Source organism: Bacteroides faecium (assembly GCF_012113595.1).
Lineage (GTDB): Bacteria > Bacteroidota > Bacteroidia > Bacteroidales > Bacteroidaceae > Bacteroides > Bacteroides faecium.
This window is the reverse complement of the sequence record NZ_CP050831.1, coordinates 798,530-825,506: the sequence shown is the minus strand read 5'-3', so window position 1 is coordinate 825,506 and position 26,977 is coordinate 798,530. Positions and strand designations below refer to the sequence as shown.

The 26,977-nt window shown below is 43.2% G+C and carries 16 protein-coding genes and 1 tRNA gene; 6 read left to right on the top strand and 11 right to left on the bottom strand.

What is annotated here, in order from left to right; all coding sequences use genetic code 11:
• Positions 1–249: 249 nt before the first annotated feature.
• A complete protein-coding gene (locus BacF7301_RS03180; protein ID WP_167960124.1) occupies positions 250–723 on the top strand; it encodes a hypothetical protein in 474 nt (157 codons plus the stop codon).
• Positions 724–872: 149 nt separating this feature from the next.
• Here the strand turns inward: BacF7301_RS03180 and BacF7301_RS03175 are convergent, their stop codons facing one another.
• Entirely contained in the window at positions 873–1,883 is a 1,011-nt protein-coding gene (locus tag BacF7301_RS03175; protein ID WP_167960122.1) for a 2-oxoacid:ferredoxin oxidoreductase subunit beta, read from the bottom strand.
• A 3-nt stretch (positions 1,884–1,886) separates the two neighbouring features.
• On the bottom strand, positions 1,887–3,737 hold the full coding sequence (locus tag BacF7301_RS03170) for a 2-oxoacid:acceptor oxidoreductase subunit alpha (RefSeq protein ID WP_167960120.1): 1,851 nt from the start codon (positions 3,735–3,737) through the stop codon (positions 1,887–1,889).
• Between the two features lie 203 nt (positions 3,738–3,940).
• Here BacF7301_RS03170 and BacF7301_RS03165 point away from each other — a divergent pair.
• Positions 3,941–4,012, top strand: a tRNA-Arg gene (locus tag BacF7301_RS03165).
• Between the two features lie 178 nt (positions 4,013–4,190).
• Here the strand turns inward: BacF7301_RS03165 and secDF are convergent.
• The 5 genes from secDF to BacF7301_RS03140 all read right to left on the bottom strand — a co-directional run bounded on the left by secDF (position 4,191) and on the right by BacF7301_RS03140 (position 12,137).
• The gene (gene secDF, locus BacF7301_RS03160; RefSeq protein ID WP_167960118.1) at positions 4,191–7,205 is read right to left on the bottom strand and encodes a protein translocase subunit SecDF; all 3,015 of its coding nucleotides are present in this window, start codon (positions 7,203–7,205) and stop codon (positions 4,191–4,193) included.
• A 165-nt stretch (positions 7,206–7,370) separates the two neighbouring features.
• Positions 7,371–9,455, bottom strand: a complete 2,085-nt coding sequence (locus BacF7301_RS03155) for a M3 family metallopeptidase (RefSeq protein WP_209319527.1) — start codon at positions 9,453–9,455, stop codon at positions 7,371–7,373.
• 31 nt (positions 9,456–9,486) lie between these two features.
• Positions 9,487–10,572 (bottom strand): endonuclease/exonuclease/phosphatase family protein, encoded by a 1,086-nt coding sequence (locus BacF7301_RS03150; protein ID WP_167960114.1) that lies wholly within the window; start codon positions 10,570–10,572, stop codon positions 9,487–9,489.
• A 4-nt stretch (positions 10,573–10,576) separates the two neighbouring features.
• Complete coding sequence (locus tag BacF7301_RS03145) at positions 10,577–11,482, bottom strand: rhomboid family protein (protein WP_167960112.1); 906 nt, start codon at positions 11,480–11,482, stop codon at positions 10,577–10,579.
• On the bottom strand, positions 11,463–12,137 hold the full coding sequence (locus tag BacF7301_RS03140; protein WP_167967088.1) for a rhomboid family intramembrane serine protease: 675 nt from the start codon (positions 12,135–12,137) through the stop codon (positions 11,463–11,465). Before BacF7301_RS03140 ends, BacF7301_RS03145 begins: the two co-directional genes overlap by 20 nt.
• Positions 12,138–12,358: 221 nt before the next feature.
• On the opposite strand from BacF7301_RS03140, the gene BacF7301_RS03135 reads away from it, so the two are divergent.
• The 3 genes from BacF7301_RS03135 to BacF7301_RS03125 all read left to right on the top strand — a co-directional run bounded on the left by BacF7301_RS03135 (position 12,359) and on the right by BacF7301_RS03125 (position 15,774).
• Positions 12,359–12,631: an HU family DNA-binding protein gene (locus tag BacF7301_RS03135; protein ID WP_022136564.1), complete on the top strand. Its 273-nt coding sequence runs from the start codon at positions 12,359–12,361 to the stop codon at positions 12,629–12,631.
• An 84-nt stretch (positions 12,632–12,715) separates the two neighbouring features.
• A complete protein-coding gene (argS, locus tag BacF7301_RS03130; protein ID WP_167960110.1) occupies positions 12,716–14,533 on the top strand; it encodes an arginine--tRNA ligase in 1,818 nt (605 codons plus the stop codon).
• Positions 14,534–14,601: 68 nt separating this feature from the next.
• Positions 14,602–15,774, top strand: a complete 1,173-nt coding sequence (locus BacF7301_RS03125; protein WP_167960108.1) for a low temperature requirement protein A — start codon at positions 14,602–14,604, stop codon at positions 15,772–15,774.
• A gap of 69 nt (positions 15,775–15,843) precedes the next feature.
• Here BacF7301_RS03125 and BacF7301_RS03120 read toward each other — a convergent pair whose 3' ends face one another.
• The 4 genes from BacF7301_RS03120 to topA all read right to left on the bottom strand — a co-directional run bounded on the left by BacF7301_RS03120 (position 15,844) and on the right by topA (position 22,752).
• Positions 15,844–16,533 carry an LruC domain-containing protein gene (locus BacF7301_RS03120; protein ID WP_167960106.1) on the bottom strand — a complete coding sequence of 230 codons (690 nt, stop codon included), beginning with the start codon at positions 16,531–16,533 and terminating at the stop codon, positions 15,844–15,846.
• Positions 16,526–17,881: a DUF4114 domain-containing protein gene (locus tag BacF7301_RS03115; RefSeq protein WP_167960104.1), complete on the bottom strand. Its 1,356-nt coding sequence runs from the start codon at positions 17,879–17,881 to the stop codon at positions 16,526–16,528. Before BacF7301_RS03115 ends, BacF7301_RS03120 begins: the two co-directional genes overlap by 8 nt.
• A 451-nt stretch (positions 17,882–18,332) precedes the next feature.
• The gene (locus BacF7301_RS03110) at positions 18,333–20,342 is read right to left on the bottom strand and encodes an LruC domain-containing protein (protein WP_167960102.1); all 2,010 of its coding nucleotides are present in this window, start codon (positions 20,340–20,342) and stop codon (positions 18,333–18,335) included.
• A 64-nt stretch (positions 20,343–20,406) separates the two neighbouring features.
• Positions 20,407–22,752 (bottom strand): type I DNA topoisomerase, encoded by a 2,346-nt coding sequence (topA, locus tag BacF7301_RS03105; protein WP_167960100.1) that lies wholly within the window; start codon positions 22,750–22,752, stop codon positions 20,407–20,409.
• Between the two features lie 279 nt (positions 22,753–23,031).
• Here topA and BacF7301_RS03100 point away from each other — a divergent pair, with 279 nt between their 5' ends.
• Positions 23,032–26,973: a hybrid sensor histidine kinase/response regulator transcription factor gene (locus tag BacF7301_RS03100; RefSeq protein WP_167960098.1), complete on the top strand. Its 3,942-nt coding sequence runs from the start codon at positions 23,032–23,034 to the stop codon at positions 26,971–26,973.
• Positions 26,974–26,977: the final 4 nt, after the last annotated feature.

Sequence of the window (26,977 nt, the reverse complement as noted above, 5' to 3'; positions counted from 1 at the left end):
ATAGAGTTCTTGGTAAAGAAAAAAAAGGTTGTATCTTTGTGGTGCATTTCATACCAGAAGGCAAGGAAACTTGCCAATCTTTGTGACGGGCATTTTGTGTCTGTCCGAGTTCATTCTATATGGCGGTTTCGTACCCCCGTGTAGAATGTTAATGCATCTACTGCCTTCTGGTGAAATGCAACGGGAAAGGCGGAACCGCTCTTATTATTCAGAAAATCTTCGCCTGCCACATAACTCATAATCATTATTATGGAAACAACCCAAGTATCCGTTCGACCAACGGTGGGAGATATGGTAACAACTCCCAAAAACGTATTTTATGTTCCTGACGAAGAATTAAAGGACTTCTACCTCAAATTCGCCCATTTCCTAAATCCGGATTCCTGCTGCGCAAACCGTACTGAATTCGAAATACTGAACATTCTGCGGAAAGAGCTAAAGAAAAACATGGACGTATTGAATCGCCTGAACATGCATGTATGGCACGAAGGTATAGCGGAAATTCAAACCTTATGTGGAACTTACTCCATACAGGACAATTTGGGTAAAAAGGAGCGCATGCAAATGAATATTTCTATGGGGAAACATTTGCAGTTTCTCATTCAAGCAACGATGGATAGCCCTGTATTTAAACAGATGTATAAGAATTACTCTCTGCATTACAATCGCTTGGAAGGCTTGCTCAAGCAAATGGCAAAGGATATGAATCTGCCAAAGGAGTAATCTTGAATAATCGGGGAGAATACTAAAAAGTAGATTACCTGTCCTGATACTTACCCAAAGGTATAGTAATGAATTTCAAAGTATAAAAAAAGATGGAGAAAGGGAATTGAATCTCTTTCTCCATCTTTTATTTTATTGTAGACTGTGAATTACTTCACTTCCCAAGTATCATTAGTCATCAACAACTCTTGGAAATTGTGATATTTCTTCTTGCCTTTGATTTCCTCGATTTGTTCTGTAACAGCATCATTGTACGTCGGAGCGTCTACATCACGGATTACACCCAGTGCAATCGGGAAGTCGGGACCTTCCATCAAAGCCAGTTTCAATTGAAGCGTATTGTCCTGGCAGTGTGCGTCGTGGATAAGGATATCCTTTTCTGTGATACCATTCTCACCGAGTTTCACTACTTTCAGTCCGAAACCTTCCTGCATCAATCCGAATTCCTTGTTTTCACCAAACAGCATCGGTTTGCCGTGTTCCAGATAAATAGCATTCTTGGCACGTCCTTCTTTCGTTGCAACAGAAGCGTGAGTTCCGTCGTTGAAGATAACGCAGTTTTGCAAAACTTCTACCACAGAAGCACCCTTATGGTTGGCTGCTGCTTTCAATACTTCGATGGAAGCGGCACCATCCACAGCTATACAGCGTGCGAAGAAACGTCCACGGGCACCGAAAGCAAGTTCAGCCGGGTGGAACGGGTCTTCTACTGTTCCGTAAGGAGATGATTTGGTTACAAGTCCACGTTCCGAAGTCGGTGAATATTGTCCTTTTGTCAGACCGTAGATACGGTTGTTCAACAGAATCATATTCAGGTCGATATTACGGCGTAAAGCATGGATGAAGTGGTTGCCACCGATTGCCAGGCCGTCACCGTCACCGGAAATCTGCCAGATAGTCAAATTCGGGTTAGCTACTTTGGCTCCCGTTGCAACGGCGGCAGCACGTCCGTGAATGGTATGGAAACCATACGTATTTACGTAGTAAGGCAGACGGGAAGAACAACCGATACCGGAAATAACGGCAGTATCGTGCGGAGCTACCCCCAGTTCGGCCATGGCTTTGTGCAGTGAATTCAGGAAAGCGTGGTCACCGCATCCCGGACACCAGCGAGGTTGGCCTGATTTATAATCTTGTACGGTATATACTTTATCGCTCATCTCTTATTCCTCCAATAATTTAGTAAATGCATCTATCAATTCTCTCGTAACGAAAGGCTGGCCTTTCACCTGGTTGAACTGGCTGATGTTCAATCCGGGCACTTTCATGCGCAGATAACCTGCAAATTGTCCCAGATTCTGTTCAGCTACCACGATTTTCTTATATTTACGCAATACGTCGGCAGTGTTCTTTGGTAGCGGGTTGATGTACTGGAAGTGAGCGAAAGCCACTTTCTTTCCATGTTCACGCATATAGTCCATAGCCAGACGGAGATGGCCGTAAGTACCGCCCCAGCCAACAATCAGCAAGTCTGCGTCTTTGTCGCCCAACACTTCAAGTTTGGGGATATAGTCTGCAATCTTGTCCACTTTGGCTTGGCGAAGGTTAACCATCTTGTTGTGGTTTTCGGGTTCGGTAGAGATAGCGCCTGTTTCGTTGCTCTTTTCAAGACCACCGATACGATGCATGAAACCTTCTGTTCCCGGAGTAGCCCAATAGCGTACGCCTGTTTCTTCATTACGTTGGTAAGGAGTCCAGTTGCCTGCCATGTCCGGAGTCACATACGGCGGGTTGATAGCAGGATATTCGTCCAGGTTAGGAAGTTTCCATGCGGCAGAACCGTTAGCTACAAAAGCATCGGTCAGCAATACAACCGGAGTCATGTGTTCCAGGGCAATCTTACATGCCATATAGGCAGCGTCGAAACAGTTGGTCGGTGATGTTGCGGCGATTACAGGCATCGGGCTTTCACCGTTGCGTCCGTAAAGGGCTTGCAATAAGTCGGTCTGTTCCGATTTAGTAGGAAGACCGGTAGACGGACCACCACGCTGTACATTGACAATCACTAACGGAAGCTCGCCGATAACAGCAAGGTTCATCGCCTCACTCTTTAGGCAAACACCGGGGCCGGAAGTCGTAGTTACTGCCAAAGCACCGGCAAAAGCAGCACCGACAGCAGAAGCACAACCTGCGATTTCGTCTTCGCATTGTACAGTCTTTACTCCCAATGATTTATGTTTGGATAATTCGTGCAGAATATCGGTGGCCGGAGTGATAGGGTAAGAACCCAGATACAGTTCCAATCCTGCTTTCTCGGCAGCGGCAATCAATCCGTAGGCAGTTGCCTTGTTACCATTAATGTCTGTATAAAGCCCTTTTGATTTCGGAGCTTTGCTTTCAATTTTGTAAGTAGAGACAGAAGCGTGCGTGTTGGCTCCGTAGTTGAAACCGTCGTTCAATACCTTGATGTTAGCTTCTGCTATTTCGGGTTTCTTGGCGAATTTCTCGCGCAGCATTTTCTCTGCTGCTGCCAGGTTGCGGTTGAACAACCAGCATACCAGTCCCAGCGCAAACATGTTTTTGCAACGGAGTGCTGATTTATTGTCCAGTCCCGAGTCCTTCAAGCTCTCTTTGCACATGGAAGAGATGGGGACTTCGAGTACTTCCTGCTTGATGCCCAGTTCTTCGAAAGGATTGTCAGTCTTGAATTGTGCCTTTTCCAAATCTCTGGCTTCGAATGAGTCGGAGTCGGTGATGATAAGTCCTTGCGGTTTACAGAATTTGATTTGTGTTTTCAGTGCGGAAGGGTTCATTGCTACTAATACGTGGCAACGGTCTCCGGGAGTGTAAACTTGTCCGGCGCCGATGTGTACCTGGAAACCGGAAACACCGGTCAGCGAACCTTGCGGGGCGCGGATGTCTGCCGGGTAGTCGGGGAATGTACAGATGTCATTTCCTACCGTAGCCGACACGTTCGAGAAGATGTTGCCGGCCAGCTGCATGCCATCGCCGGAGTCGCCGGAGAAACGTACTACGACTTCCTCCAATTCTTTAACCATCATTTCGTCTGCCATAACTTTAATTACTATATTTAATTTAAAAACTGTTTTTACTTTCAATTTGTGAGCGCAAAGGTCGGAAAGTTAATCGAATTATCAAAATAAAACGAACTTTATTGTCCTATTGACGCTAAATATTTGGAATATCTGAAAGGAACCTGTATTTTTATTCTTGCTAAATCGACAGAAACCGTTATCTTTGCAAACAAATTTGAAGCGGCCTTGTAGTTCAACGGATAGAATAGAAGTTTCCTAAACTTTAGATAGGGGTTCGATTCCCCTCGAGGCTACTACAAAAGAAGAATCTGTGGGAAGTTGTGTTGTAGGCTTTCATGCTGTATCAAGTTTTAAGTTTTACAATGGCTTCTTTTAAGATTAACGTCTTATAGCTTCTATTTGTTTTAATAATCAATAGAAAAAAGCCTCTTCCGGATGTTCGGAAGAGGCTTTTTCTATTTCTGGACTTTATTATTCTTCCGTAGCGGGTACTACGACTTTTTTGTTCTTCATCATGTTGTATGCAATCGGAGATGCAATGAACAGTGAAGACAATGTACCGATAACCACACCGAGAATCATTGCGAATGCGAAGCTGCGGATTGAGTCACCACCGAGGATGAAGATACACAGCAACACGATTAATGTACTCAATGATGTATTAATGGTACGGGCCAGTGTAGTGTTCAGCGAGTCGTTGAACAACACGCGCTTGTCACGTTTCGGGTACAGGCCGAAGAACTCGCGCACACGGTCGAAGATTACCACCTTGTCATTAATAGAGTAACCGATAGCCGTCAGGATAGCACCGATGAATGTCTGGTCGATTTCCAGAGAGAACGGCAGGATACCCCAGAACAGTGAGTAGGCACCGATAATCATAATGGTGTCACAACTCAAAGCTACGATAGAACCGATACTGTAAGCAATGTTGCGGAAACGGAGCAGGATATACAAGCCGATAGCGAGCAGTGCCAATACTACGGAGTAGATAGCGCCTGTCTTGATATCGTCTGCGATACTCGGACCTACTTTCTGTGAACTTACGATACTACCGCCTGTGTGATTATCACGGTCGATGAACGTAGCCAGAGAAATGTTTTGTGTCAGTACTGGTTTCAGCGTTTCATACAAGTATGCTTCGATTTCAGAGTCTACATTGTTACCTTCATCTTCGATGCGGTAGTTCGTGCTGATACGTACTGTTTTCTTGTCTGTACCGATAGCGATAACACTTACGTTGGCATCGCCGAACTTGCTGGCAATCAGTTCACGAACTTGTTCCGGCTCAACCGGGTTCTCGAACTGTACCTTGAAGTTACGTCCACCGGTGAAGTCGATACTCTGGCTCAAACCGCGGATAGCAAACGAACCGATGCAAACGATGATGACTGCACCTACGATAATCATGGATTTCTTATTGGTTCCCATGAAATCGAAATGCGTATTGGTCATCAGGTTCTTTGAAATCTTGGTTGTAAATGTCAGGTTCAACCACTTGTCTTTGTTCATGAAGTGTTCGTAAACTATACGAGTCATGAATACAGCAGTAAAGAAGGATACCAAGATACCGATAATCAATGTCGTAGCAAAACCACGAATCGGACCAGTACCGAAGTTGAACAGGATGATACCTGTGATGATAGACGTCAAGTTAGAGTCGAAGATAGCCGAGAATGCATTGGAATAACCGTCTGCAAGTGCTTTCTTCACTCCCTTGCCTGCACGAAGCTCTTCTTTGGTACGTTCATAGATAAGTACGTTCGCATCCACTGCCATACCCAGTGACAATACCATACCGGCGATACCGGACATTGTCAGTGCGGCTTGGAAAGACGAAAGAATACCCAGCGTGAAGAAGAAGTTGAGAATCAATGCTCCGTTGGCAACCATACCCGGAATGAAACCATACATGGAGCACATGTAAACCATCAACAGAATCAGGGCTACAACGAATGAGAAAACCCCTGCGTTGATGGATTCCTGACCCAGTGACGGACCAACGATATCTTCCTGTACGATGTGGGCCGGAGCCGGCATCTTACCGGATTTCAATACGTTTGCCAAGTCCTTGGTCTGTTCCGGTGTAAAGTTTCCGGAGATTTCAGAACGTCCACCGGTAATTTCTGTATTTACGTTCGGTGCGGAATATACATAATTGTCCAATACGATAGCAATGGCGCGACCTATGTTCTGTTTGGTCAACTGTGCCCAACGACGTGCACCGTCATTGTTCATTGCCATGGTAACTACCGGTTTGCTGTATTGGTTAAATTCATCTTTTGCATCTGTGACAACATCACCTTCCAACGGAGCTTTGCCATTGCGTTCTGTTACTTTGATGGCGTATAATTCGAATGTCTGCTTTTTCTTGTCAAAGTCAGCGGCAGATACACCCCATTTCAAACTAAGGTCTTTGGGAAGCTCTGCTTTGACTTCCGGCATAGCCAGATACTTGTTGATGTCGGCAGTATCTTTGTAGTTGGCATAACCGATAACAGGACCTTGTCCGCTAGAGTTCAACTGAAGGATAGACAACAAAGGATATTGCTTTTTAATTTCTTCCATGTTGGTGGCAGATTTGTCTTCAGCGGCTGCGTCACCTTTCAAGGCGGCTGCAAGGCTGTCGGCAGCGCTTACGGCTTTTTTCTCAACCGGAGTAGCTTCGGTGAGGACTGCGGCTTCGATTGTATCCCCATCAGCAGTTGTTTCTTCAGCCAATACTGCACGCAATTTTGCGTCAGCAGATTGCATGGCAGGAAGAACTTCTTTAGCTGTATAGGTTTCCCAGAATTCGAGGTTGGCAGAACCTTGGAGAAGTTTTCTCACACGTTCCGGTTCTTTGATACCCGGAAGTTCCACCATGATACGTCCCATTTTGTCTTCCAGGCTCTGGATGTTCGGCTGAACAACACCAAAACGGTCGATACGGGTACGGAGTACGTTGAATGAGTTTTCAACTGCAGCTTTTACTTCTGCTCTCAGCACTTTTTCAACTTCTGCATCCGATGATTTCTGGTTGATTTTGTCTTTCAACTGTTGTGTTGCGAAGAGTTCGGAAAGTTTTGCGTCCGGAGCAACTTTGTGGTATTCTCTGACAAACAGGGTGATGATATCATCCTGGCTGTTGACAGCTTGTTTGGCGGCTTCTGCCAGTGCTTTGTTGAAAGCTTCATCCGGCTTGTTGTCTGCCAACGCTTTAATAACATCAGGCACGGAAACTTCAAGGATAACGTTCATACCACCCTTTAGGTCCAGACCTAAACTAATTTCCATCTCACGACATTGTTTCAGCGTCCAGTTCCACAGCATTACTTTCTCATTGGAGAGAGAGTCGAGGTAGTCCTGTTCTACTTTCGGGTCGCCGTTCGCAATTTCTTTCGCCTTGTTGGTATAATGGCGTGTTACGAAGGAGAAGGAGAGGTAGAACACGCATACCAGCGTGAGTAATACCGCAAAAACCTTTACAAATCCTTTGTTTTGCATTTTACTTTTAATTTATGATGATTACTTTTTTAATTTAATTTTCAGTTAAATTCTGTCGTACACAAGTCCTTTTTGCCGCATACAAGGCTGCAAATATAGTTTTTTTTTCACATTTATATGTAAGAAGCCCTCAAATATTTGATGTTTAAGGGCTTTTTTGCAGAATTATTTCATTCCTCTGTTTTTCAGCAGTGGTTCCAGGCTCGGCTCTGCTCCGCGGAAATTCTTGTAAAGTACCATCGGGTCTTCGCTGTCCCCCTTCTCCAATACGTTGTAGCGGAACAGGTCGGCGGTATTCTTATCAAAGATTCCGTGTTCTTTGAAGGCTTCGAAAGCGTCGTTGTCCAGTACATTCGCCCACAGGTAGCTATAATATCCAGCAGCGTATCCGCCAATGATATGATTGAAGTAAGTGACACGGTAACGGGGGGCTATTTCGGGGATAAGACCGAGCTTGCCCATGGCTTCTTTCTCGAAAGAAAGTATATCCATATTCTTTACATCTGTCACAGTGTGCAAGTCCATGTCGAGGATGGCGGCGGCCAACAGTTCCGTAGTCATGAAGCCTTGGTTGAAGGTCTTTTGTTCCAGTATCTTTTCGATGATTTCATCGGGGATTGCTTCTCCTGTCTGATAATGTTTGGCATACATTTTCAGTACTTCCGGTTCGGTAGCCCAGTGCTCGTTGATTTGGGAAGGAAGCTCTACAAAATCGCGCACTACGTTTGTGCCGGACGTTCCTTTGTATTCGCATTTTGTCAGCAGACCGTGCAGACCGTGACCGAATTCGTGGAACAATGTCTCTACTTCGTCCATTGTCAGCAGGGAAGGAGTGTCGCCTACCGGTTTGGTGAAGCTGCAGACGTTGCATACTAGCGGACGGGTAGCTCCCTGTTGTTCGCGGTAGTTGCTCATCCATGCGCCGCCACTTTTGCCGGCACGCGGGAAATAGTCTACATAGAAGATTCCGAGTTGTGAACCATCTGCGTCTTTTACTTCAAAGACTTCTACGTCAGGGTGATAGGTCGGGATGCCTTCGAGTTTGGTCAGGGTGATTCCGTATAGTTTGTTGGCTACGGCAAATGCGCCTTCGCGTACGTTTTCCAGTTTGAAGTAGGGTTTTGTGTCTTCTTCGGACAGGTTGTATTTCTCTTTCCGCAGTTTCTCGGTGTAATACCACCAGTCCCATGCTTCCAGCTTTTCGCCTTTGCCTTCTTTGTCCATTAATTTCTGAAGTTCGGTAGCTTCTGCTTTCGCTTTCGGCAGTGCATAGCTCCAGAGATTGTTCAGAAGTTCCATAACGTTGGTGGCGTTCTTCGCCATTGTTTCGTCCAGGACGAAGTTGGCGTAGCAGTCGAAACCTAATAAATTCGCTTTTTCCAGACGGAGAGAAACGATTTTGCGGATATTCTCTTTATTGTCGTTATTATTGTTGTTGTTACCCCGGTTGATATAGGCTTTGTACATCTGTTCGCGGAGTGGACGGTTTTCTGAATATTGCAGGAAAGGCAGGCGGCTGGCATTGTGCAGGGTGAACAGCCATTTGCCCGGTTGTCCGGCTGCTTTCGCTTCTTCGGCTGCGCTTTGGCGAAACCATTCGGGCAGTCCGGCCAAATCTTCCTCTTTATCAACGAAAAGTTGGAAAGCGTTATTCTCGTTCAATATATTGTTGCTGAAAGTGATGCCGAGTGTGGAAAGCTCCTTGTTGATTTCACGGAGACGGGCTTGCTTCTCTGCGCTGAGGTTGGCTCCCGAGCGGACAAATCTCTTATAAGTTTTGTCCAGCAGACGTGCCTGTTCCGTTGTCAGGTTCAATGAGTCTTTCTGCAAGTACACGTCGTTCACACGCTTGAAAAGTTTTTCGTTCAGGGAAATGTTATCCTCGTGTTCCGAAAGAACCGGAGCCATCTTCATGGAAAGTTCGGTGAGGGCGTCGGTTGTTTCCGCATCTGTCATATTGAAGAAGATAGCGCTTACGCGGTCAAGGATAGGTGCGCTGTTATCCAAGGCTACAATCGTATTGTCGAAAGTCGGGACTTCCGGGCTTTCGATGATAGCTTCTATATTTTGGTTCTGCTCTTCGATACCTTTCAGGAAGGCAGGTTCGTAGTGTTCCAGTTTAATCTTGTCGAAAGCCGGGACACCATACTCGGTTTGAAACTCTGTAAAGAAAGGATTGCTTTCTGTTTTCGTAGCACAGGAGTACATCATACAACTTACTGCTAAAATGGTTAGTGTTTTTTTAATCATCATAAGTGTTTTATATTAGAGTTTACAGTTCTTATCGCTTGCTGATATAGCACCAGATAGGATAGTGGTCGGAAGCTTTGATAGACCGGTCTACGGTGCAATTATAAGCTTTCAGGTTGGGGCTTATCAGGATATTGTCGATTCGGAAATAGAACTTGTTCTGATTATAAGAGATGCCCAACCCCTTGCCGGAGTGGGTAAATGCGTCGTCCAACTTTTGGGTAAGGATACGGTGCGTGTACGAGATAGAACCGTCGTTGAAGTCACCGCACGCAATAATGCTCGGATATTTGCTTTCCGCTACATATCTGGCTACGGAGTCCGCTTGTGACGCACGGATAGCCGATGCTTCCGCCAGCTTCTTTACCAGTTGCCGGAGTCCGGTTTTCACCTTTCGCGCATTCGGGTCTTTTATCATGTCTTCGTAGATTCCTCTGTCTTCCTTGGTGAGTTTGTTGGATTCCAGATGGTTGTTAATCAATGTAATCGTGTCGTTGTTTACATTCAGTACATATCTCATGGAACCGTTATAAGTGCTTTCGTACTTGATGGGACGTGCCGAAAGTATGGGGAATTTGGAAAAACAGGCAAGCTGTACCTCTCCTCTTCCTTGTTGAAGGATAGACTGGTAGGGATAGGCTTTCAGTGCTTTTTTCACGTCCTGCTCCGTCAGGAATTTTTTGTTGGTGGCTGTATTGTATTCCTGCAGGCAGATAATATCGGCTTTACTGTTCGCCAGGTAGGACAGGATAGGATTCTTCCCGTCCTTCTTTTCCAGGTTATTAAAACTCATTATATTGTAGGACAGCAGCTTGATACTCCCTTCCGGTATCGTTTTCGTAGTGGAATTGAAAGGAATATAAGTCCGTATTTGCGGAATACAAACGAGAAAACCGATAATGGGCAATAACGCATAACGATAATTGATAAATGCCCAAAAGACCAAAAACAGGAAGTTGACAGTCAGAAATATAGGGAACGCAAGTCCGAGGCTGGAAGCAAACGGGGTTGCTTTGGGACTGAGATAGGGGCTATACGCGCTTAATATCAACATTCCCACAAAGAAAGCGTTGATAGCCAGTATCAGAAATGCGACAATTTTGCCAATATGTTCCATCCTTTTATCTTTTGCTTGCGTCAAACAAGCTTTTCTTTTCTTCTGTAGTCAGACTGTCGTAACCGGATTTTTTCAATTTCTCCAGGATACGGTCTACTTCGTCGGACTGTGCTTTCTTGTGGGCATTGTAATCGTAATCCTTCTCACGACCGGTAGCACTGTTACCATAGTGCACTTTCATTTTGGGTTTACGTTTCCATGTCTTCTTTTGGAACAGGGACACGAAACCATCCAGAATCCAGTTAATCCAGGAAGTTAAATCAACGCCTTTGCTCAAACTTGCGGCAAACCAAAGTCCGGCAAGAGCACCGCCTAAATGTGCGATATGTCCGCCTGCGTTGCTTGAAGTGATGGATAGCACATCAATGCCGATAACGACTAACGCCAGGTATTTGAGACGGATAGCACCGAATAGGAAGAGTTGTACCCGGTAGTTTGGTTCACGGTAGGCCGTGGCTGCTACGATAGCCAATACGGATGCCGATGCACCTACTAATGTGGAACCCGCCACTTGCGAGCTGAATAAAGGAAATATATTGTAGGCGACCATATATAATAAACCGCCGCAGATACCTCCCAATACATACAAACCTCTCAGATGCTTTGCCGAGAAGAAGTAGAGAAACAGGCTGCCGAACCAGTACAGCCATAGCATATTGAACAGGATATGCAGGATACCTGCATGCATGAACATATAAGTGAACAGTGACCATGGCTGGTGAATGAAACCGGTGAAGGATGCCGGCAGGGCAAAGATGCCGAATATATCGGGGATGCTGAGTTCAAACAACCGCAGAAAAACATTAACCAGCGTGCCGATAACAAAAATACCGACGTTGATATAAATCAGTTGGATGAAAATATTTCCTCTTCTGAACGTTTCTTTTAAATCAGCTATAATATGTCCCATTGTTATTGCTTTTTTTTCTCCAATATAAAATCAGAATCAGTCCGAACAACATTCCCCCCAAGTGGGCGAAGTGAGCGACATTATCTCCGGCACTATTGGCTAGTCCCGCCCATAATTCGATTGCGGCATATCCGATAACAAAGAATTTCGCTTTGATTGGAAAAGGTAATGGGAAAATAAATAATTTGTTATTAGGATATAGCATACCGAATGCCAACAATATTGCATAAACGGCTCCCGAAGCTCCTACGGTGGTCATCATATTTAGATATTGTTCCATAGGGATGACAGCGGAACCGATATTCACTTGTGCATACTGGCTAAGTTCCGTCACATACTGGATATACTGCACCCCTTCCTGAATAAGTCCCGCACCGATACCGCAAAGGATATAGTAAAACAGGAAACGTTTGGGTCCCCAGGTTTGTTCGAGAATCGGACCGAACATGAAAACGGCGAACATATTAAAAAAGATGTGGCTGAATCCGCCGTGCATGAACATATAAGTGATAAGTTGTGCCGGATTGAAATCGCTTGCAAGGAAAAAGTGCAATCCCAGATAATTCGTTAGGTCCAGACCATATCGTTGAGCAACGAGCGTACCGAAAAATACCAGTACATTGATAATTATCAGGTTTTTAGTTACAGTTGGCATCATTTTAAATTCTGAATATTTAGATAATAGTCGCAAAAGTACGAATAAATTCTGTTTTAAAGCATGAAAATGACTTCCTATTAGCTCTTTTTCAATAATTTGCTGCGTTTTTTTTATGTTTTTATTTGATATGTTGTTTTGTTCGGCTATATTTGTGAAATCAATTCCTTGAAGGATAATCTTTTGTGTAACATATATATTAATTAATCATTTAACGTATTATGAATAAGTCTGAACTTATTAGCGCAATGGCTGCTGAATCTCAAATGAGCAAAGCCGATGCAAAAAAAGCACTTGATGCTTTCATCACTTCAGTTACTAATGCTATGAAAGCTGGCGAAAAAGTATCCCTCGTTGGTTTTGGTACTTTCTCTGTAAGCGAAAGAGCTGAAAGAACTGGTATTAACCCTTCTACAAAGGCAACTATTACTATTCCTGCAAAGAAAGTAGCTAAGTTTAAAGCTGGTGCTGAATTGTCTGCAGCTGTTGAATAAGATATATAGTTGAAAGAAATTAGAAAGAGGAGACGCGACGCGTCTCCTTTTTTTGTATCTTTGCGCGCAAGAAACAACTTGATTATGAAGATAGAAGATAAACTTGTAGCGTCCGTCATTAGCGGACTGAAGGCACTCTACGGTCAGGAAGTCCCTGAAAAGATGGTGCAAATCCAAAAGACCAAAAAAGAATTTGAAGGACATCTGACGCTGGTCGTGTTCCCTTTTCTGAAAATGTCGAAGAAAGGTCCGGAACAGACGGCGCAGGAGATTGGTGAATATCTGAAAGCTAACGAACCGGCAGTGGCTGCTTTTAACGTGATAAAAGGGTTTCTGAACCTGACTATCGCATCAGCTACGTGGATTCAGTTGCTGAATGAGATTCAGGCTGACGAACAATATGGTCTGGTAAAAGCTACCGAAACTTCGCCGTTGGTGATGATTGAGTATTCTTCTCCGAATACGAACAAGCCGCTTCACTTGGGACACGTGCGTAACAACCTTTTGGGTAACGCATTGGCTAACATTGTAGCAGCAAACGGCAACAAGGTGGTAAAGACCAATATCGTTAACGACCGCGGTATACATATCTGTAAATCCATGCTGGCATGGAAGAAATACGGTAATGGTGAAACTCCCGAAACTTCCGGCAAGAAAGGCGACCACCTGGTAGGTGATTATTATGTATCTTTCGATAAGCATTATAAAGCGGAAGTTAAGGAACTGATGGCTGAATATACAGCACAGGGAATGAATGACGAAGAAGCGAAGGCGAAAGCGGAAGCAGCTTCCCCATTGATGCAGGAAGCCCGTGAAATGCTCGTGAAGTGGGAAGCAGGTGACCCGGAAGTACGCGGATTGTGGGAGATGATGAACAACTGGGTATATGCCGGTTTCGATGAAACCTACAAGAAGATGGGTGTCAGCTTCGACAAGATATATTATGAATCCAACACCTATCTCGAAGGAAAAGAGAAAGTGATGGAAGGACTGGAAAAAGGTTTCTTCTACAAGAAAGAGGACGGCTCTGTATGGGCTGACCTGACTGCCGAAGGCTTGGACCATAAGCTGCTTCTTCGTGGTGACGGTACATCTGTTTACATGACGCAGGACATCGGTACGGCTAAACTCCGTTTTGCCGATTATCCTATTGACAAGATGATTTATGTGGTAGGTAATGAACAGAACTATCACTTCCAGGTGCTTTCTATCCTGCTTGACAAGCTCGGCTTCGAGTGGGGTAAGGGATTGGTTCACTTCTCTTACGGAATGGTGGAACTGCCGGAAGGTAAGATGAAATCCCGTGAAGGTACGGTGGTGGATGCTGACGACTTGATGGAAGAGATGATTTCCACTGCCAAAGAAACCTCTCAGGAACTGGGTAAACTGGACGGTTTGACACAGGAAGAAGCGGACGATATTGCCCGTATTGTCGGTTTGGGTGCATTGAAATATTTCATTCTGAAAGTGGATGCCCGTAAGAATATGACGTTCAACCCGAAAGAATCTATCGACTTCAACGGTAACACAGGCCCGTTCATTCAATATACTTACGCACGTATCCAGTCCGTACTCCGCAAGGCTGCCGAATCGGGAATTGTAATACCCGAGCAGATTCCTGCCGGCATTGAATTGAGCGAAAAGGAAGAAGGCCTGATTCAAATGGTTGCCGACTTTGCTGCTGTTGTCAAACAGGCAGGCGAGGATTATAGCCCGTCTATTATCGCAAATTATACCTATGACCTGGTGAAAGAATACAACCAGTTCTACCATGACTTCAGCATCTTGCGCGAAGAGAATGAAGCGGTGAAAGTGTTCCGTATCGCTCTGTCGGCTAATGTAGCAAAAGTCGTTCGTTTGGGTATGGGCTTGCTGGGTATCGAAGTTCCTTCCAGAATGTAAGACATTCTCTGAACAAAATATACTTTTACGGGGTTTCTTATCATATGTATATATGAAAGGAATCCCGTATGTTTTATTCACCTCATCCCTTACTCCGGAAAAGAGAAACGGAGACTGCTACCGTTTCTTACTCCGAACTGCTGTTCGACTTGATTTATGTCTTCTCGGTCACGCAACTTTCGCATTATCTGCTTCATAACCTCACTTGGGCGGGATTATTGAAAGAGACTATCCTCTGGTTTGCCGTATGGATGCTGTGGCAACATACTATTTGGGTGACTAACTGGTTCAACCCGGACACCCGGCCGATTCGTATTCTTCTTTTTATCAGTATGTTGATAGGCTTGGTAATGGCCGCCGCCATTCCTTATGCCTTTACCTACCGTGGACTTATCTTTGCTGTCTGCTATGTACTGATACAGGCGGGGCGTACCCTCTATGTCATTTTAGTGTTAGGCAAGCATCATCTCTCTGCCAATTTTAAGCGAATTATGGGCTGGTTCTGCATCTCCGCTGTCTTTTGGATTACGGGAGCGATTCTTGGGGGAGAGTGGCAGATTGCTTTATGGATTGTAGCTGCCATCTGTGATTATACAGCTCCGATGCATGGCTTTGCCTTGCCTTTGTTAGGACGTTCTGATAGCAGCAAGGAGTGGACGATTGAAGGACATCATTTGGTGGAACGTTGCCAGTTATTTGTAATCATCGCTTTTGGAGAAACGCTGTTAATGACCGGAGCTTCTTTGAGTGAGATTGAAGAATGGACGCCTTTGGTAATCACCTCTGCTGTTATCTCTTTTATAGGTAGCCTAGCGATGTGGTGGGTTTACTTCGACGTGAGCAGCGAAGCCGGTAGCCGGAAGATACAGGAAGTGAAAGATCCCGGAAAACTGGGGTTAATCTACAACGCTATTCATATCGTATTGGTAGGTGCATTGATTATTTGCGCGGTGGGAGATGAACTAATTGTTGCCCACCCTGAACAGGAAATGGGTGCGGAAATTGTCTTTGTATTGATTATCGGGCCGATTATTTATATTTTGGCAAACAGCGTTTATAAATATATCACGTGCCGTATGATTCCCCTGTCTCATATCATTGCAGTGATAGCTTTGGCTTTATTACTTCCTTGGCCCTACCATGTTTCTTTGTTGATGATGAATATCTTGGTTACATCTGTTTTTGTCTTTGTGATAGTATTTGATATGATATATCCTGATAAGGGATTAAAGGTGAATTAAAAAAAGAAGAGGAAAAAGTTCTGCTCCTTCTTCCTCTTCTTTTTTTATAATTATTTTTTTATTGACAGCTTATTTGTACCAATCTTTATAATCGGTCATACCGCTTTCAACCCATTTTAGATAATTGGGATAAGTTGTTGATATGTCGTATTCTTCCTTCGGAATCCTGAAACTCGTTACGTCTGACAGATGGATTGCAAAAGGGAATTTTATGTTTTCTCCACTTACATACCACATCGTTCCACCATCTGAACGGTCATCTTCAGTACCGAAGTAAGATTTCTCAGCTCTCTTGGTCGGGGGATACATTGGCAAATGTACTTCTACGCCAGGTTTCTCGGCGGGAGCAATAAATGGATTATAAGGTGCGCAGTTTTTTGCGAAATAATTCTGTTTGACTGTCCCGTCTTTGAATTCCATCGTTACCGTGTAAACCTGCGGCACTTTTACTTCGCCATCGGTCATCGCTTCAATGACGCCTTTGACATTCGGGCACAAGTCAATAATGAAACCATCTCCGTCAGTAATAATCTGGGTAGTATAATCTTTCTTGATATTTTTATTTTCATCAAGAATCGTGATACTGCTGATTGAAGCCGGCGATATATTCACTTTATATGAAAAAGCGTTCCTATATGTAGCACCTGTGTGTACAAATGAAAAAGTATCAACAGCTTTTTGTGCTGTGGCATCATCTGTATTGCCTGCCTTGGCAATATAAGTCACATCCGACTGATATTTGACTACAACATCATTCAAATCGTAATCTCCTTTTTTTAGGCCAGTTGTCTTCAAAGGCTAGAATACCTTTATATGATTCGGTTATCGTTATATCTTCCGGTTTCACTTCGGGCAGCTCGCTGAGACCATCAGCCGGGTCGCTATATACGTGGAATACCAAGTCATTATAATCTTCATCGCTATTATATCTTTTATCTTCAAAACCAAAACATTTATAGATATTTCCTTTGTTGTCGGTCGTTTGAAATTGTATCGTATAATTGGAGTCAGTTCCTCCTTGATAGTCCTGATTACCCCATTTATTGTCGTTCCAAACAGGAACAGAGAATCTTACTTCGGATTCTTTAACGGTAAAATTTGCTTCATCAAAGCCATTGGCATTTAATCTCCAGCCAATTTTGGCTCCTACAGGAAAGTCTTCAACGAACTGTCCGTGTTCATTCTTGTATAATAACTGTATGTAATTTCCGGGAGTAAGACCTATTTTCATGTGGCTGAAATGGTTGTTATTTGAATTAGCCAACTGGAGTAAGGTTATTACTTCAAGTTTTTCTGTTTCTGCCTTTGTTAATTCGCTAAATTCTTTATCACCTGTATAAACAAAATAAGATAACGAGTTTCTCTGATCACATCCTGCGGCCAGTACTGATAAATAAATTTTAGTACTTTCGTTGTTCTTGCTACCTTTTACAACTGTAAAGGTAGCATCCCTGACGAATTCACTTGTGACTGGTATTCTCTCATATTCGGCAAAGGTGTTCCCAATATGAGTCATAACCTCTGCCGGAATATTTGACTGGTAATCAGGAGCTATTATATCATATTTAAAATTGTCACCACTTGTTGCCGCATAGAAATCCTCTCTTTTCTTCAGCTCATAAATGCTAGCCCTCTTCCATAAATCACCCGCATTACCGGCACGAGTTGTGTTAGCAGGCTCTACGGAAATAGTCTCCGGTTGAAAAGAAGCGATGCCATTGGCTATTTTTGCGGATGACACTAAGGGTACGAATAAGTTCGGTGAGTAAGCATACAGTTTGTCAATGTATGAAGGAATTCTCCGGCTTAGTTCTGTGCTGCCGGCAACATTGATTCCTCTGGCAATTGGTGTTATGTCAGTTCGCAGGCTGCCTGTATTAGTCAAGGGATATTCCGTATAAAAATCGACGGTTGATATGACCCCGTTTGCTACATCATAATTCAGATCTAATCGTACATTATGCGAGGTAGAGTAATCAAGTCCGGATGGATTTGAAGCCACATAGCCCGGAAGTTTAGTCGGATCATAATAATCCCTGTCACTACAACTCTGGAAAATAATAGCAAATACAGCTATACACACTGAAATTAGTACCTTGTTTGTCATATGAAACTTTAATTTTTAAGATAATAAACTATTGTTTGTTCTTTGTTGATATATAATTGTTGAAATGAAAACTAAAAACGGAGTGAATTTGAGGGGTCTAAAACACTTGCCATAGAGAACGTTCTTTTGTTTTTAACTGGTTAATTGATTGTTTACTAAAGTTTAGTTTCATCAGTATGTGAGAACTATAAATTAGCGGACAAATGTATGGCTAAACGTTGTATTAACCAAAAGTGGTTTTATCTCTTTTAAGAGGATTTGATTTTTGGTATTCAATTGGCGACTTTTTGCTCTGTGTCTTGCTTGTTTGCGTAGAAGTTATCTTTGATATATCGTATTCTAATAGAAGGACAAGCTAAAATAGAAAGCATAAAAAAGCAGGCAAGGATTAACCCTGCCTGCTCATTTAATTTATCTTCTTTATAAGAGATTGTTACTTCATTGAAGACTGTTATTTTTTAGGATACATATACCATTTGGTCGATTGTTTTCCGTTGGACTTAACCCATGTCGCAAATTGCGGATAAGACTCGTCTATTCTCACACCTTCTTCAGGAATCGGGAAATCGACAACCGGCATATTGAGTGCGAAAGGCATTAAATCTACTGAAACATAATACAATTCTTCATCCGGGCGGGAAACGTCTTTACCTGTACCGAGTAAGGAAAGATTCGCTTTATCCGTAGGCGGATACTTCACCAGATGCACTTCTTTTCCTCTGGTCTTGTCAGACTCTACAAATATAAACGGATTGTAAGGTGGCAAGACAGTTTTCTCAGATACATCATTTACCTGAATGGTAACGGTGTATTTACGGTCTGCCTCTTCTTTTCCATTGAATATCAGCATATCGTCAAAGAGCAAGATGGTAGGATGGGATTGTCCTGATTCTCTATCTCCACTCATATATTGAGATTTCTGCGCATAAGAGGGGCTTTCGATAGTTATCTTGCTAACATCACTATTGGAAATGTTGTGCAACTGATAACCAAATCCGTTTGCTAAATACCCACCACGATGAAAAGGAGTATATTCATCAACGATTTTATAAACACGATTGGTGAGTATTGATTTATATACTTTGCTTGTATATCGTATCATTACGTCATTCATGTCATAATCACCTTGTTCAGGCCATAAATCTTCAAATAATAATGTTCCGGAGCGCACGGTATAATTATCCTCATTGGTAGGAGGCCCTTCAGGATCAACAGGCAATGGCGGAATCACTCCTTCATCAATGGCATTTTTCTCTGCTATGTGAATATAGAAAATGGCATCGCAATAATCGAGGTCGATGTTATCTTCAAAACCTATGGCAACGATTTGATTGGATGGCTCTTCGCGAAGTGATACGGTTCTTTGTCTTTTCACACCATCCTTGCCTGCTTCATTTAAGTCAGTGGTAGAATAGCGGGTTCCCATACCGGCTACAATGTCACCTTGTGCATAACCGTCCTTAGGTTTGTTATTGAATCCCATACCCTGCAGGCACCAGCCGATAGTGACACCTGCCGGAAACTTGTCTTCAAATTGATTCTTTTCCTCGTTCCAGTATTTTAGTTTTACTTCATCACCGCAAACCAAAGCACCTATACCGGCTGATTTATAAACGGGAGAAGCGTTAGGAAATGCTACTATCTTTTTAATTTTATCCACAGTAGGCGTCTCGTTGGTAGGATATGTATAGTATCCTACTGTGTTATACCAGCCCGCAGTGCTGTTTACGAATACCAAGCTGACTTCGGTATCCTTTATGATAGGAATATCAGAAATCATGTTACCATCAAAGAACTCAGGGTGATTCTTTGTTATATTGTTGCCATCTTTATTATTGAAAATGCTCTTTATGTTATAAAGTACGCTGGCAGGCGGAATATTTTTTTCTGCCGACAAATTGTTCGGGCGTCCGTTGTTATCCCAGTCTACACCGGGCAAAAGCGTCCAGTCGTCCAAGTATTTATGCTCGTTAGTGGTGATTCCTCTGCTAAGCGCCGGAGATTTGGCTAGCAGAGACTGGATGTATGCATCCTGATTGAAAGAAATGCGCTTGTCTGCCCCGATTGCGATTTTTACAGGTGAGGCTGCACCCAAATAGTCAGAAGATAACCATACTTCCGACACGGCGGATGGAATGCTAACTCCTTCTTCATTGAACTTACCATACTTATCAGTAGTAGCCCGATAAATAGGTTCTATACTCTTTTTCACTGAAGAACCGGTTTCGCTGTTCACTTCAACAGGAATCTGGTCGTAAATTTCGAAAAGAACGGCATACTCATTCTTAAAACCATAGTCGACGTCTATCGTCAGACTCTGATTCATGTCGAAATCAAAATACTCATCTTTTGAAAGTTTTCCCGGTTCTTCGAATAAATCACGCTGGTTGTCAACACAGCTACATATTAATGGTACTAAAAAGATGCCCATTAATGTCTTTACAGATATTGTTTGTTTCATGTCTGAAAATAAAGAAATTAATGGGCAAATATATGGAGAAGTTTGGCATTAGCCAAACAAGTATTTACTTCTTTTTAGCAAACTTCTTTTTTGGTGCAGAAGTAGCTCCTTTTTCGTCTTGTATCTTGATTAGCTCCATGCAACTCTGCAAACTCAAATCCTGCGGGACGATATCTTTAGGAATCTTATAGTTGTTACCTTTATAAGTAATATAGGGTCCGAAACGGCCATTCAGAATTTCCAGTTCCGGTTCTTCCTCAAACTTCTTGATGTGGCGTTCGGCTTCTTTCTTACGTTTTTCCAAAATCAGCAGTTCCGCCTCTTCGAGATTGATTTTCATCGGATCTATTGTCTTCGGCAAAGATACATATACCTTATTATGCAAAATGTAAGGACCGAAACGACCGATACCTACACTGACCGTCTTTCCTTCATACTCGCCCAGCGTGCGGGGGAGCTTGAATAATTCAAGAACTTCTTCCAGGGTGATCGTTTCTATGGACTGTCCTTTCTTCAATTGGGCAAACCGTGGCTTCTCTTCATCTTCTGCCGTGCCGATTTGTGCCATAGGACCGAAGCGCCCGATTTTCACCGAAACAGGCTTGCCGCTTTCCGGGTCTTCTCCCAACATGCGTTCCCCTATCTTATGTTCTGTCTTGATAGCCAATGTGTTTTCTACCGACGGATGGAATTTATCATAGAAAGTCTTCATGATGGAAGTCCATTGCACTCCGCCTTCCGCAATCTCGTCGAAGTCCTTTTCCACACTTGCCGTAAAGTTGAAGTCCAGAATATCCGGGAAGTATTCGGTCAGGAAGTCGTTCACCACCGTACCCGTATCCGTGGGGAATAACTTGGATTTTTCCGCACCGGTAATTTCGGAATGATTCTCGTCTTTAATCTGATTGTCTTTCAGAGTCATCACATTAAAGTTGCGTTCTTCCCCGTCCTTGTTTCCCTTTTCTACATACTCGCGTTGCTGGATAGTAGAAATAGTAGGCGCATACGTAGACGGACGTCCGATACCCAGTTCTTCCAACTTGCGTACAAGGCTGGCTTCCGTATAGCGTGGCGGGCGTTGAGTGAAACGTTCGGTGGCGGTGATAGGACCGTGTTCCAGTTTCTGCCCCTTCTTCAAAGGAGGCAGCAGGCGGCTTTCATCTTCCTGCTCGCTGTCGTCGTCATAAGATTCGCGGTAAACATGCAGGAATCCGTCGAACTTAATCACTTCACCGATAGCGGTGAATACATCGCTGCTGCCGCTTATCGTGATGGTTGCGGTTGTCTTTTCCAGTTCCGCGTCTGCCATCTGTGAGGCGATAGTACGTTTCCAAATCAGTTCGTACAGTTTCTTCTCCTGTGCCGAGCCTTCTACGGATTGGTTTTCCATATACGTCGGACGGATAGCCTCATGCGCTTCCTGTGCGCCTTTGGTCTTTGTTTCAAAGTGGCGGGGATGCACATAACGTTCGCCCATCATCTTGACGATGGCGTCCTTGCTGCCTATCGTTGCGAATTCCGAGAGGTTGACAGAGTCCGTACGCATATAAGTGATGAATCCCGATTCGTACAGGCGTTGCGCAATCATCATGGTCTGTGCTACGGTATATCCCAGTTTACGGGCGGCTTCCTGTTGCAACGTAGAAGTCGTGAACGGTGCAGGAGGCGTTTTCTTCACCGGACGGGTGGTAATATCTTCGATAGCAAAATTAGCTCCCTGGCAAACTTCGAGGAAAGCCTTTGCTTCTTTTTTAGTTTTGATGCGGCGAGCCAGTTCGGCTTTCATCTCCACCAGTTTTCCGTCCGTGTCGGGCACGAGGAAAACGGCGGTCACACGATAAGCCGCTTCCGATTTGAAAGCATGGATTTCGCGTTCGCGCTCAACTATCAGGCGGACGGCAACCGACTGTACGCGTCCTGCCGAAAGAGCCGGTTTCACTTTTCTCCAGAGTACGGGAGACAGTTCGAAACCCACAATGCGGTCCAGGATACGCCGTGCCTGCTGTGCATTCACGAGGTTGATGTCTATATCGCGTGGTTGTTCAATCGCTTTTAAGATAGCGCTCTTCGTAATTTCATGGAATACGATTCGTTTTGTGTTTTCCGGTTTTAGTTTTAAGACCTCATACAGATGCCAGGCGATAGCCTCTCCCTCGCGGTCCTCATCGGATGCGAGCCATACGGTTTCCGCTTCTTTCGCTTCTGCTTTCAGTGTGCTGACCAAAGCCTTTTTGTCTGCCGGGATTTCGTAGTTGGGCTTAAAATTCTTCTCTACGTCGATGCTGAAGTCTTTCTTCTTCAGGTCGCGTATGTGTCCGTAACTTGAAAGGACCTTGAAATCTTTCCCAAGAAACTTTTCAATCGTTTTTGCTTTTGCCGGAGACTCGACAATGACAAGGTTTTTCTGCATAATTCTTTCTTTTATAATGGCTTGTACCACAATATTCGGAGACAAAAGTAGAAAAAAAGATTCTCCCTACCTTATAATATAAGGAGAATCTAATATTTTTTAGTAAAATAACCTCAGTTCGATATAATTTAGTTGTAACTGTGATTTTTCCTTTTCAGGGTAGAGGAGATGGACACCGAAATAGAAAAGTTCTCTATTGTGGTGAGAATTTGATATGAAACAGTTTTATTAAAATAGAATTGCTTATATTTACATTTCATATTATATATCATACTAAATATGAATAGGATTCTGTTGAAAATATGTTTAATGTTCTTCTTTATCGGAATGGTGCATTCCCTTCGAAGCCAGTCACCTTACTATTATTATAAACAGCTTGGAATTAAAGAAGGACTTTCGCAGTCAAGGGTACAATGTATCCTGAATGATTATAGAGGCTATTTGTGGATTGGTACGGAGTCTGGCTTGAATTGTTACGATCGTGATCATTTGAAACATTATTTGCATCGGCCAGGAGATGAAAATACCTTACCTTCAGATAATATAATTTTTATAGCAGAAGATTCTTTATGTAATTTGTGGGTAGCTACAACAGTTGGTATTTGTCTTTACAATAGAGAAAATGATAATTTTAAAACTTTGTCAAATAATGGCAAACCGATTTATGTTGCTTCCTGTTTATTGGTAGAAGGAGGTGTCTTGTTGGGCGGTTCAGGTGATATTTATAAATATGATTATGTCACTAATAAACTTGAACCTTTATATTATGCAAAAGATCCTGCTTATTATGTCCCTTTTTGGGAGATGGTGCGTTATGATGACGAACATGTGTTGCTCAATTCATGTTGGAATGGCATATATTCTTTCAATATTAAAACCCATGAGTTAAAGAAAATAGAAACTTTTACCGCGAAGAGCTATACTGCTCTTTTCTTAGATTCTCATAGGCGGCTGTGGGTAGGCGTTTATGGAAGTGGGCTGTATTGTTATCAAGAGGGCAAACTTTTAAAACATTTTACAACATCCAATTCGTTGCTGACATATGATGTTGTTCACGACATCGTGGAAAAAGATAATCAACTTTGGGTGGCAACCGATGGTGGAGGAATTAGTATCATCTCTTTGGATGATTTTTCGTTTACTGACATTCAGCAGAAACAGGATGATGTCCATTCGTTTCCTGCCAATACCATCTATCGGCTTTATCTGGATCCTGCCAATAATATGTGGGCGGGGAGTATTCGTAGGGGATTGATTGGCATAAGGAATGTATTTGCCTGCTCTTATCGGAATGTTCCTTTCGGCAATTTGTATGGGTTGAGTAATCAGACCATTAATAGTTTCTTTCAAGATACTGACGGGAAGGTCTGGGTAGGGACTGATGGTGGTGGAATCAATCGGTTTGATCCACCGACAGGGACTTTTAAGCATTATCCCTCTACTATGTACAAGAAAGTGGTTGCTATTGTCGAGTATACTCCTGATGAACTGTTATTTTCCTCTTTCAACGAAGGACTCTTTATTTTTCATAAATTGACGGGGCGGATACGTCCTTTCATTTTGGTTGATAAGGAGACAAATGACCGTGAATGTATTGATGGTTTTTCTGTCAATATCCGGCGGATAACGTCGGATAAGATTCTTTTCAGTGGGCAACATATTTTTGTATACGATATTAGTCGCCGTGAATTTGATATTGTCGCCACTATGGGGAGCGAATACGAACGAAACTCCCCATTGATTATAGCAACGGTGGGTACGAAAACCTATCTTGTTGATTTGAAGAACATTTGTGAATACGATTCTTCGGAAGGGGTTTTCAAAACGATTTTTCGGGGAAAATATATTATTAATGATGCATCGCGTGACGAAGATGGCATTTTTTGGTTGGCATCTACTGAGGGGCTGGTACGTTGTGACCCACGAACAGGAGAGAGTGAATTGATCAAGACAAGTCTGTTTCAAGAAGTATCTTCTGTGGTGACTGATAGTCAGCATCGGGTATGGGTAGGAACGAGGCGATATTTGTTTGTGTATTCTTCTCTTACCGGGAACTTTGTTACGTTGGACGAAGTAGATGGAGTTTTGCCTAATGAATATCTTTTTCAGGCTACTCTCCTTGCTCATAACGGAGATGTTTTTTTAGGTGGTACTATGGGGATGACAGTGATAAATTCTGCTTTTCATTTAGATACGGAAGGAGAACATACCGTTGAATTATTGGATGTACTGCTGAATGGACTGCCGGTTCCATTATCCGAAAAGCGGGAGAAAACTTTTGAAACGATTCGTGTTCCATGGAATTTCTCGTCCTTACAACTGAAAGTTCTGTTGAACGAGGAAGATGTGTTTCGTAAAAACTTTTTCCGCTTTAATATAGAAGAAATCGGGCAGGACTTGGCTAATTCCAATTCAAACTCTTTGGTTATTAATCATCTCCCCATAGGGGAGTATACAATTACTGCTTCTTATTATACCCGTAATGGGGGATGGAGTGTGAAGCAGCCGGTTCTTCATGTTGTGGTTGTTCCCCCTTGGTGGAAGCGCGGATGGTTTTATGCAGGGCTGTGTATATTGATGGGGGTAATAGTTTACGGAATTACTTTCTATTTTTACCGGAAAAAGAAAGCCAAACAGAAACGGGAAATTCTGCGTCTGAAAAACAAAATGTATGAAGAGAAAATTAATTTCTTGACAAACATTAGTCATGAACTTCGTACACCTCTCACGCTGATTTGTGCACCGTTGAAGCGCATTATTAATCATGAGCCAGGTAGTGACCGTGAGGTAGAAAAGTTATTGGTTCCGATTTATAAGCAAGCACACCAAATGAAGAACATTATCGACATGGTGCTTGACGTGCGGAAACTGGAAGAGGGAAAAGATATGTTGCATATCCTGCCCTATTCTCTGAATGAGTGGGTACGGTCTGTCGGAGATAAATTTGCCGATGAATATCGTGTGAAGGGTATCCGCCTGGAATATGAACTGGATGAACGGATAGGAAAGGTTCCTTTTGATAAGAATAAGTGTGAGTTCGTTCTTTCTAACTTTTTGATGAATGCACTTAAGTTCAGTGAACCGGAGACTACTACAATGCTGATTACCTGTTTGTTGGAGAGAGAAGGACGAGTGCGGATTTCTGTCAAGGACGAAGGAATGGGGCTGAATATGGTGGATACAGATTCTCTTTTCTCAAGTTTCTATCAAGGGATACACGAGAAGGGAGGAAGTGGTATCGGTCTTTCTTATGCGAAGAGCCTTATTGCCCATCATAAGGGAAAAGTGGGTGCTTCGAATACAGATGGGAAAGGGGCGGTGTTCTATTTTGAGTTACCGTTATTGGCGGATACATACGGGCGGCAAGAACTGTTGCAGGCAGATACGTCTACAGGAGTGGAAGTGAATGAGCAGGACAAGATTGATTATACTTTCTTAAAAAAATATTCGGTGATGGTGGTAGAAGATACTTCCGAATTACGAAATTATTTGAAAGAAACGCTGGGTAATTACTTTGCTCGTGTATACGTTGCTAAGGATGGCAAAGAAGGGTTGGAGCAAATCAAAGACCGATTGCCGGACATTATCATCAGTGATGTCATGATGCCTCGGATGAATGGGTTTGAACTATGTAAGGAAGTGAAGACTAATTTGAAAATCAGTCATATTCCATTCATATTATTAACTGCCTATCATAATTCACAAAATATGTACACCGGTTATAAGACTGGGGCGGACGTTTTTTTTCCGAAGCCTTTTGAGATAGATAGTTTGCTGGCACTGATTCATAACCAACTGCGGCAGCGTGAACAGATCAGGGCACGCTACAAGGACGACAAACTGTTGACGCATAAGGATATGAGTTTCAGTAATGCTGATGAGGCTTTCCTACTGAAACTGAACACGCTGATTGCGGACAACATGAGCAATCCGGAACTGGATGTCGCATTTTTGGCTACTAATATGTGCATCAGTCGCTCATTGTTGTTCAATAAAGTGAAAACTATCACGGGTATGGGGATTATAGACTATGTGAATAAGCAGCGTATTGAACGGTCTGTCGTGTTACTTACAACCACCACTATGAATATTACTGAGATTTCTGAAGTAGTGGGCTTTTCCTCCTTACGCTATTTCAGCAAGGTATTCAAATCTATAAAAGGAGAGATTCCTTCTGCTTACCGGAAACAGGATAAGGTGGGAGGCGACACCGGTTCGTGATTAA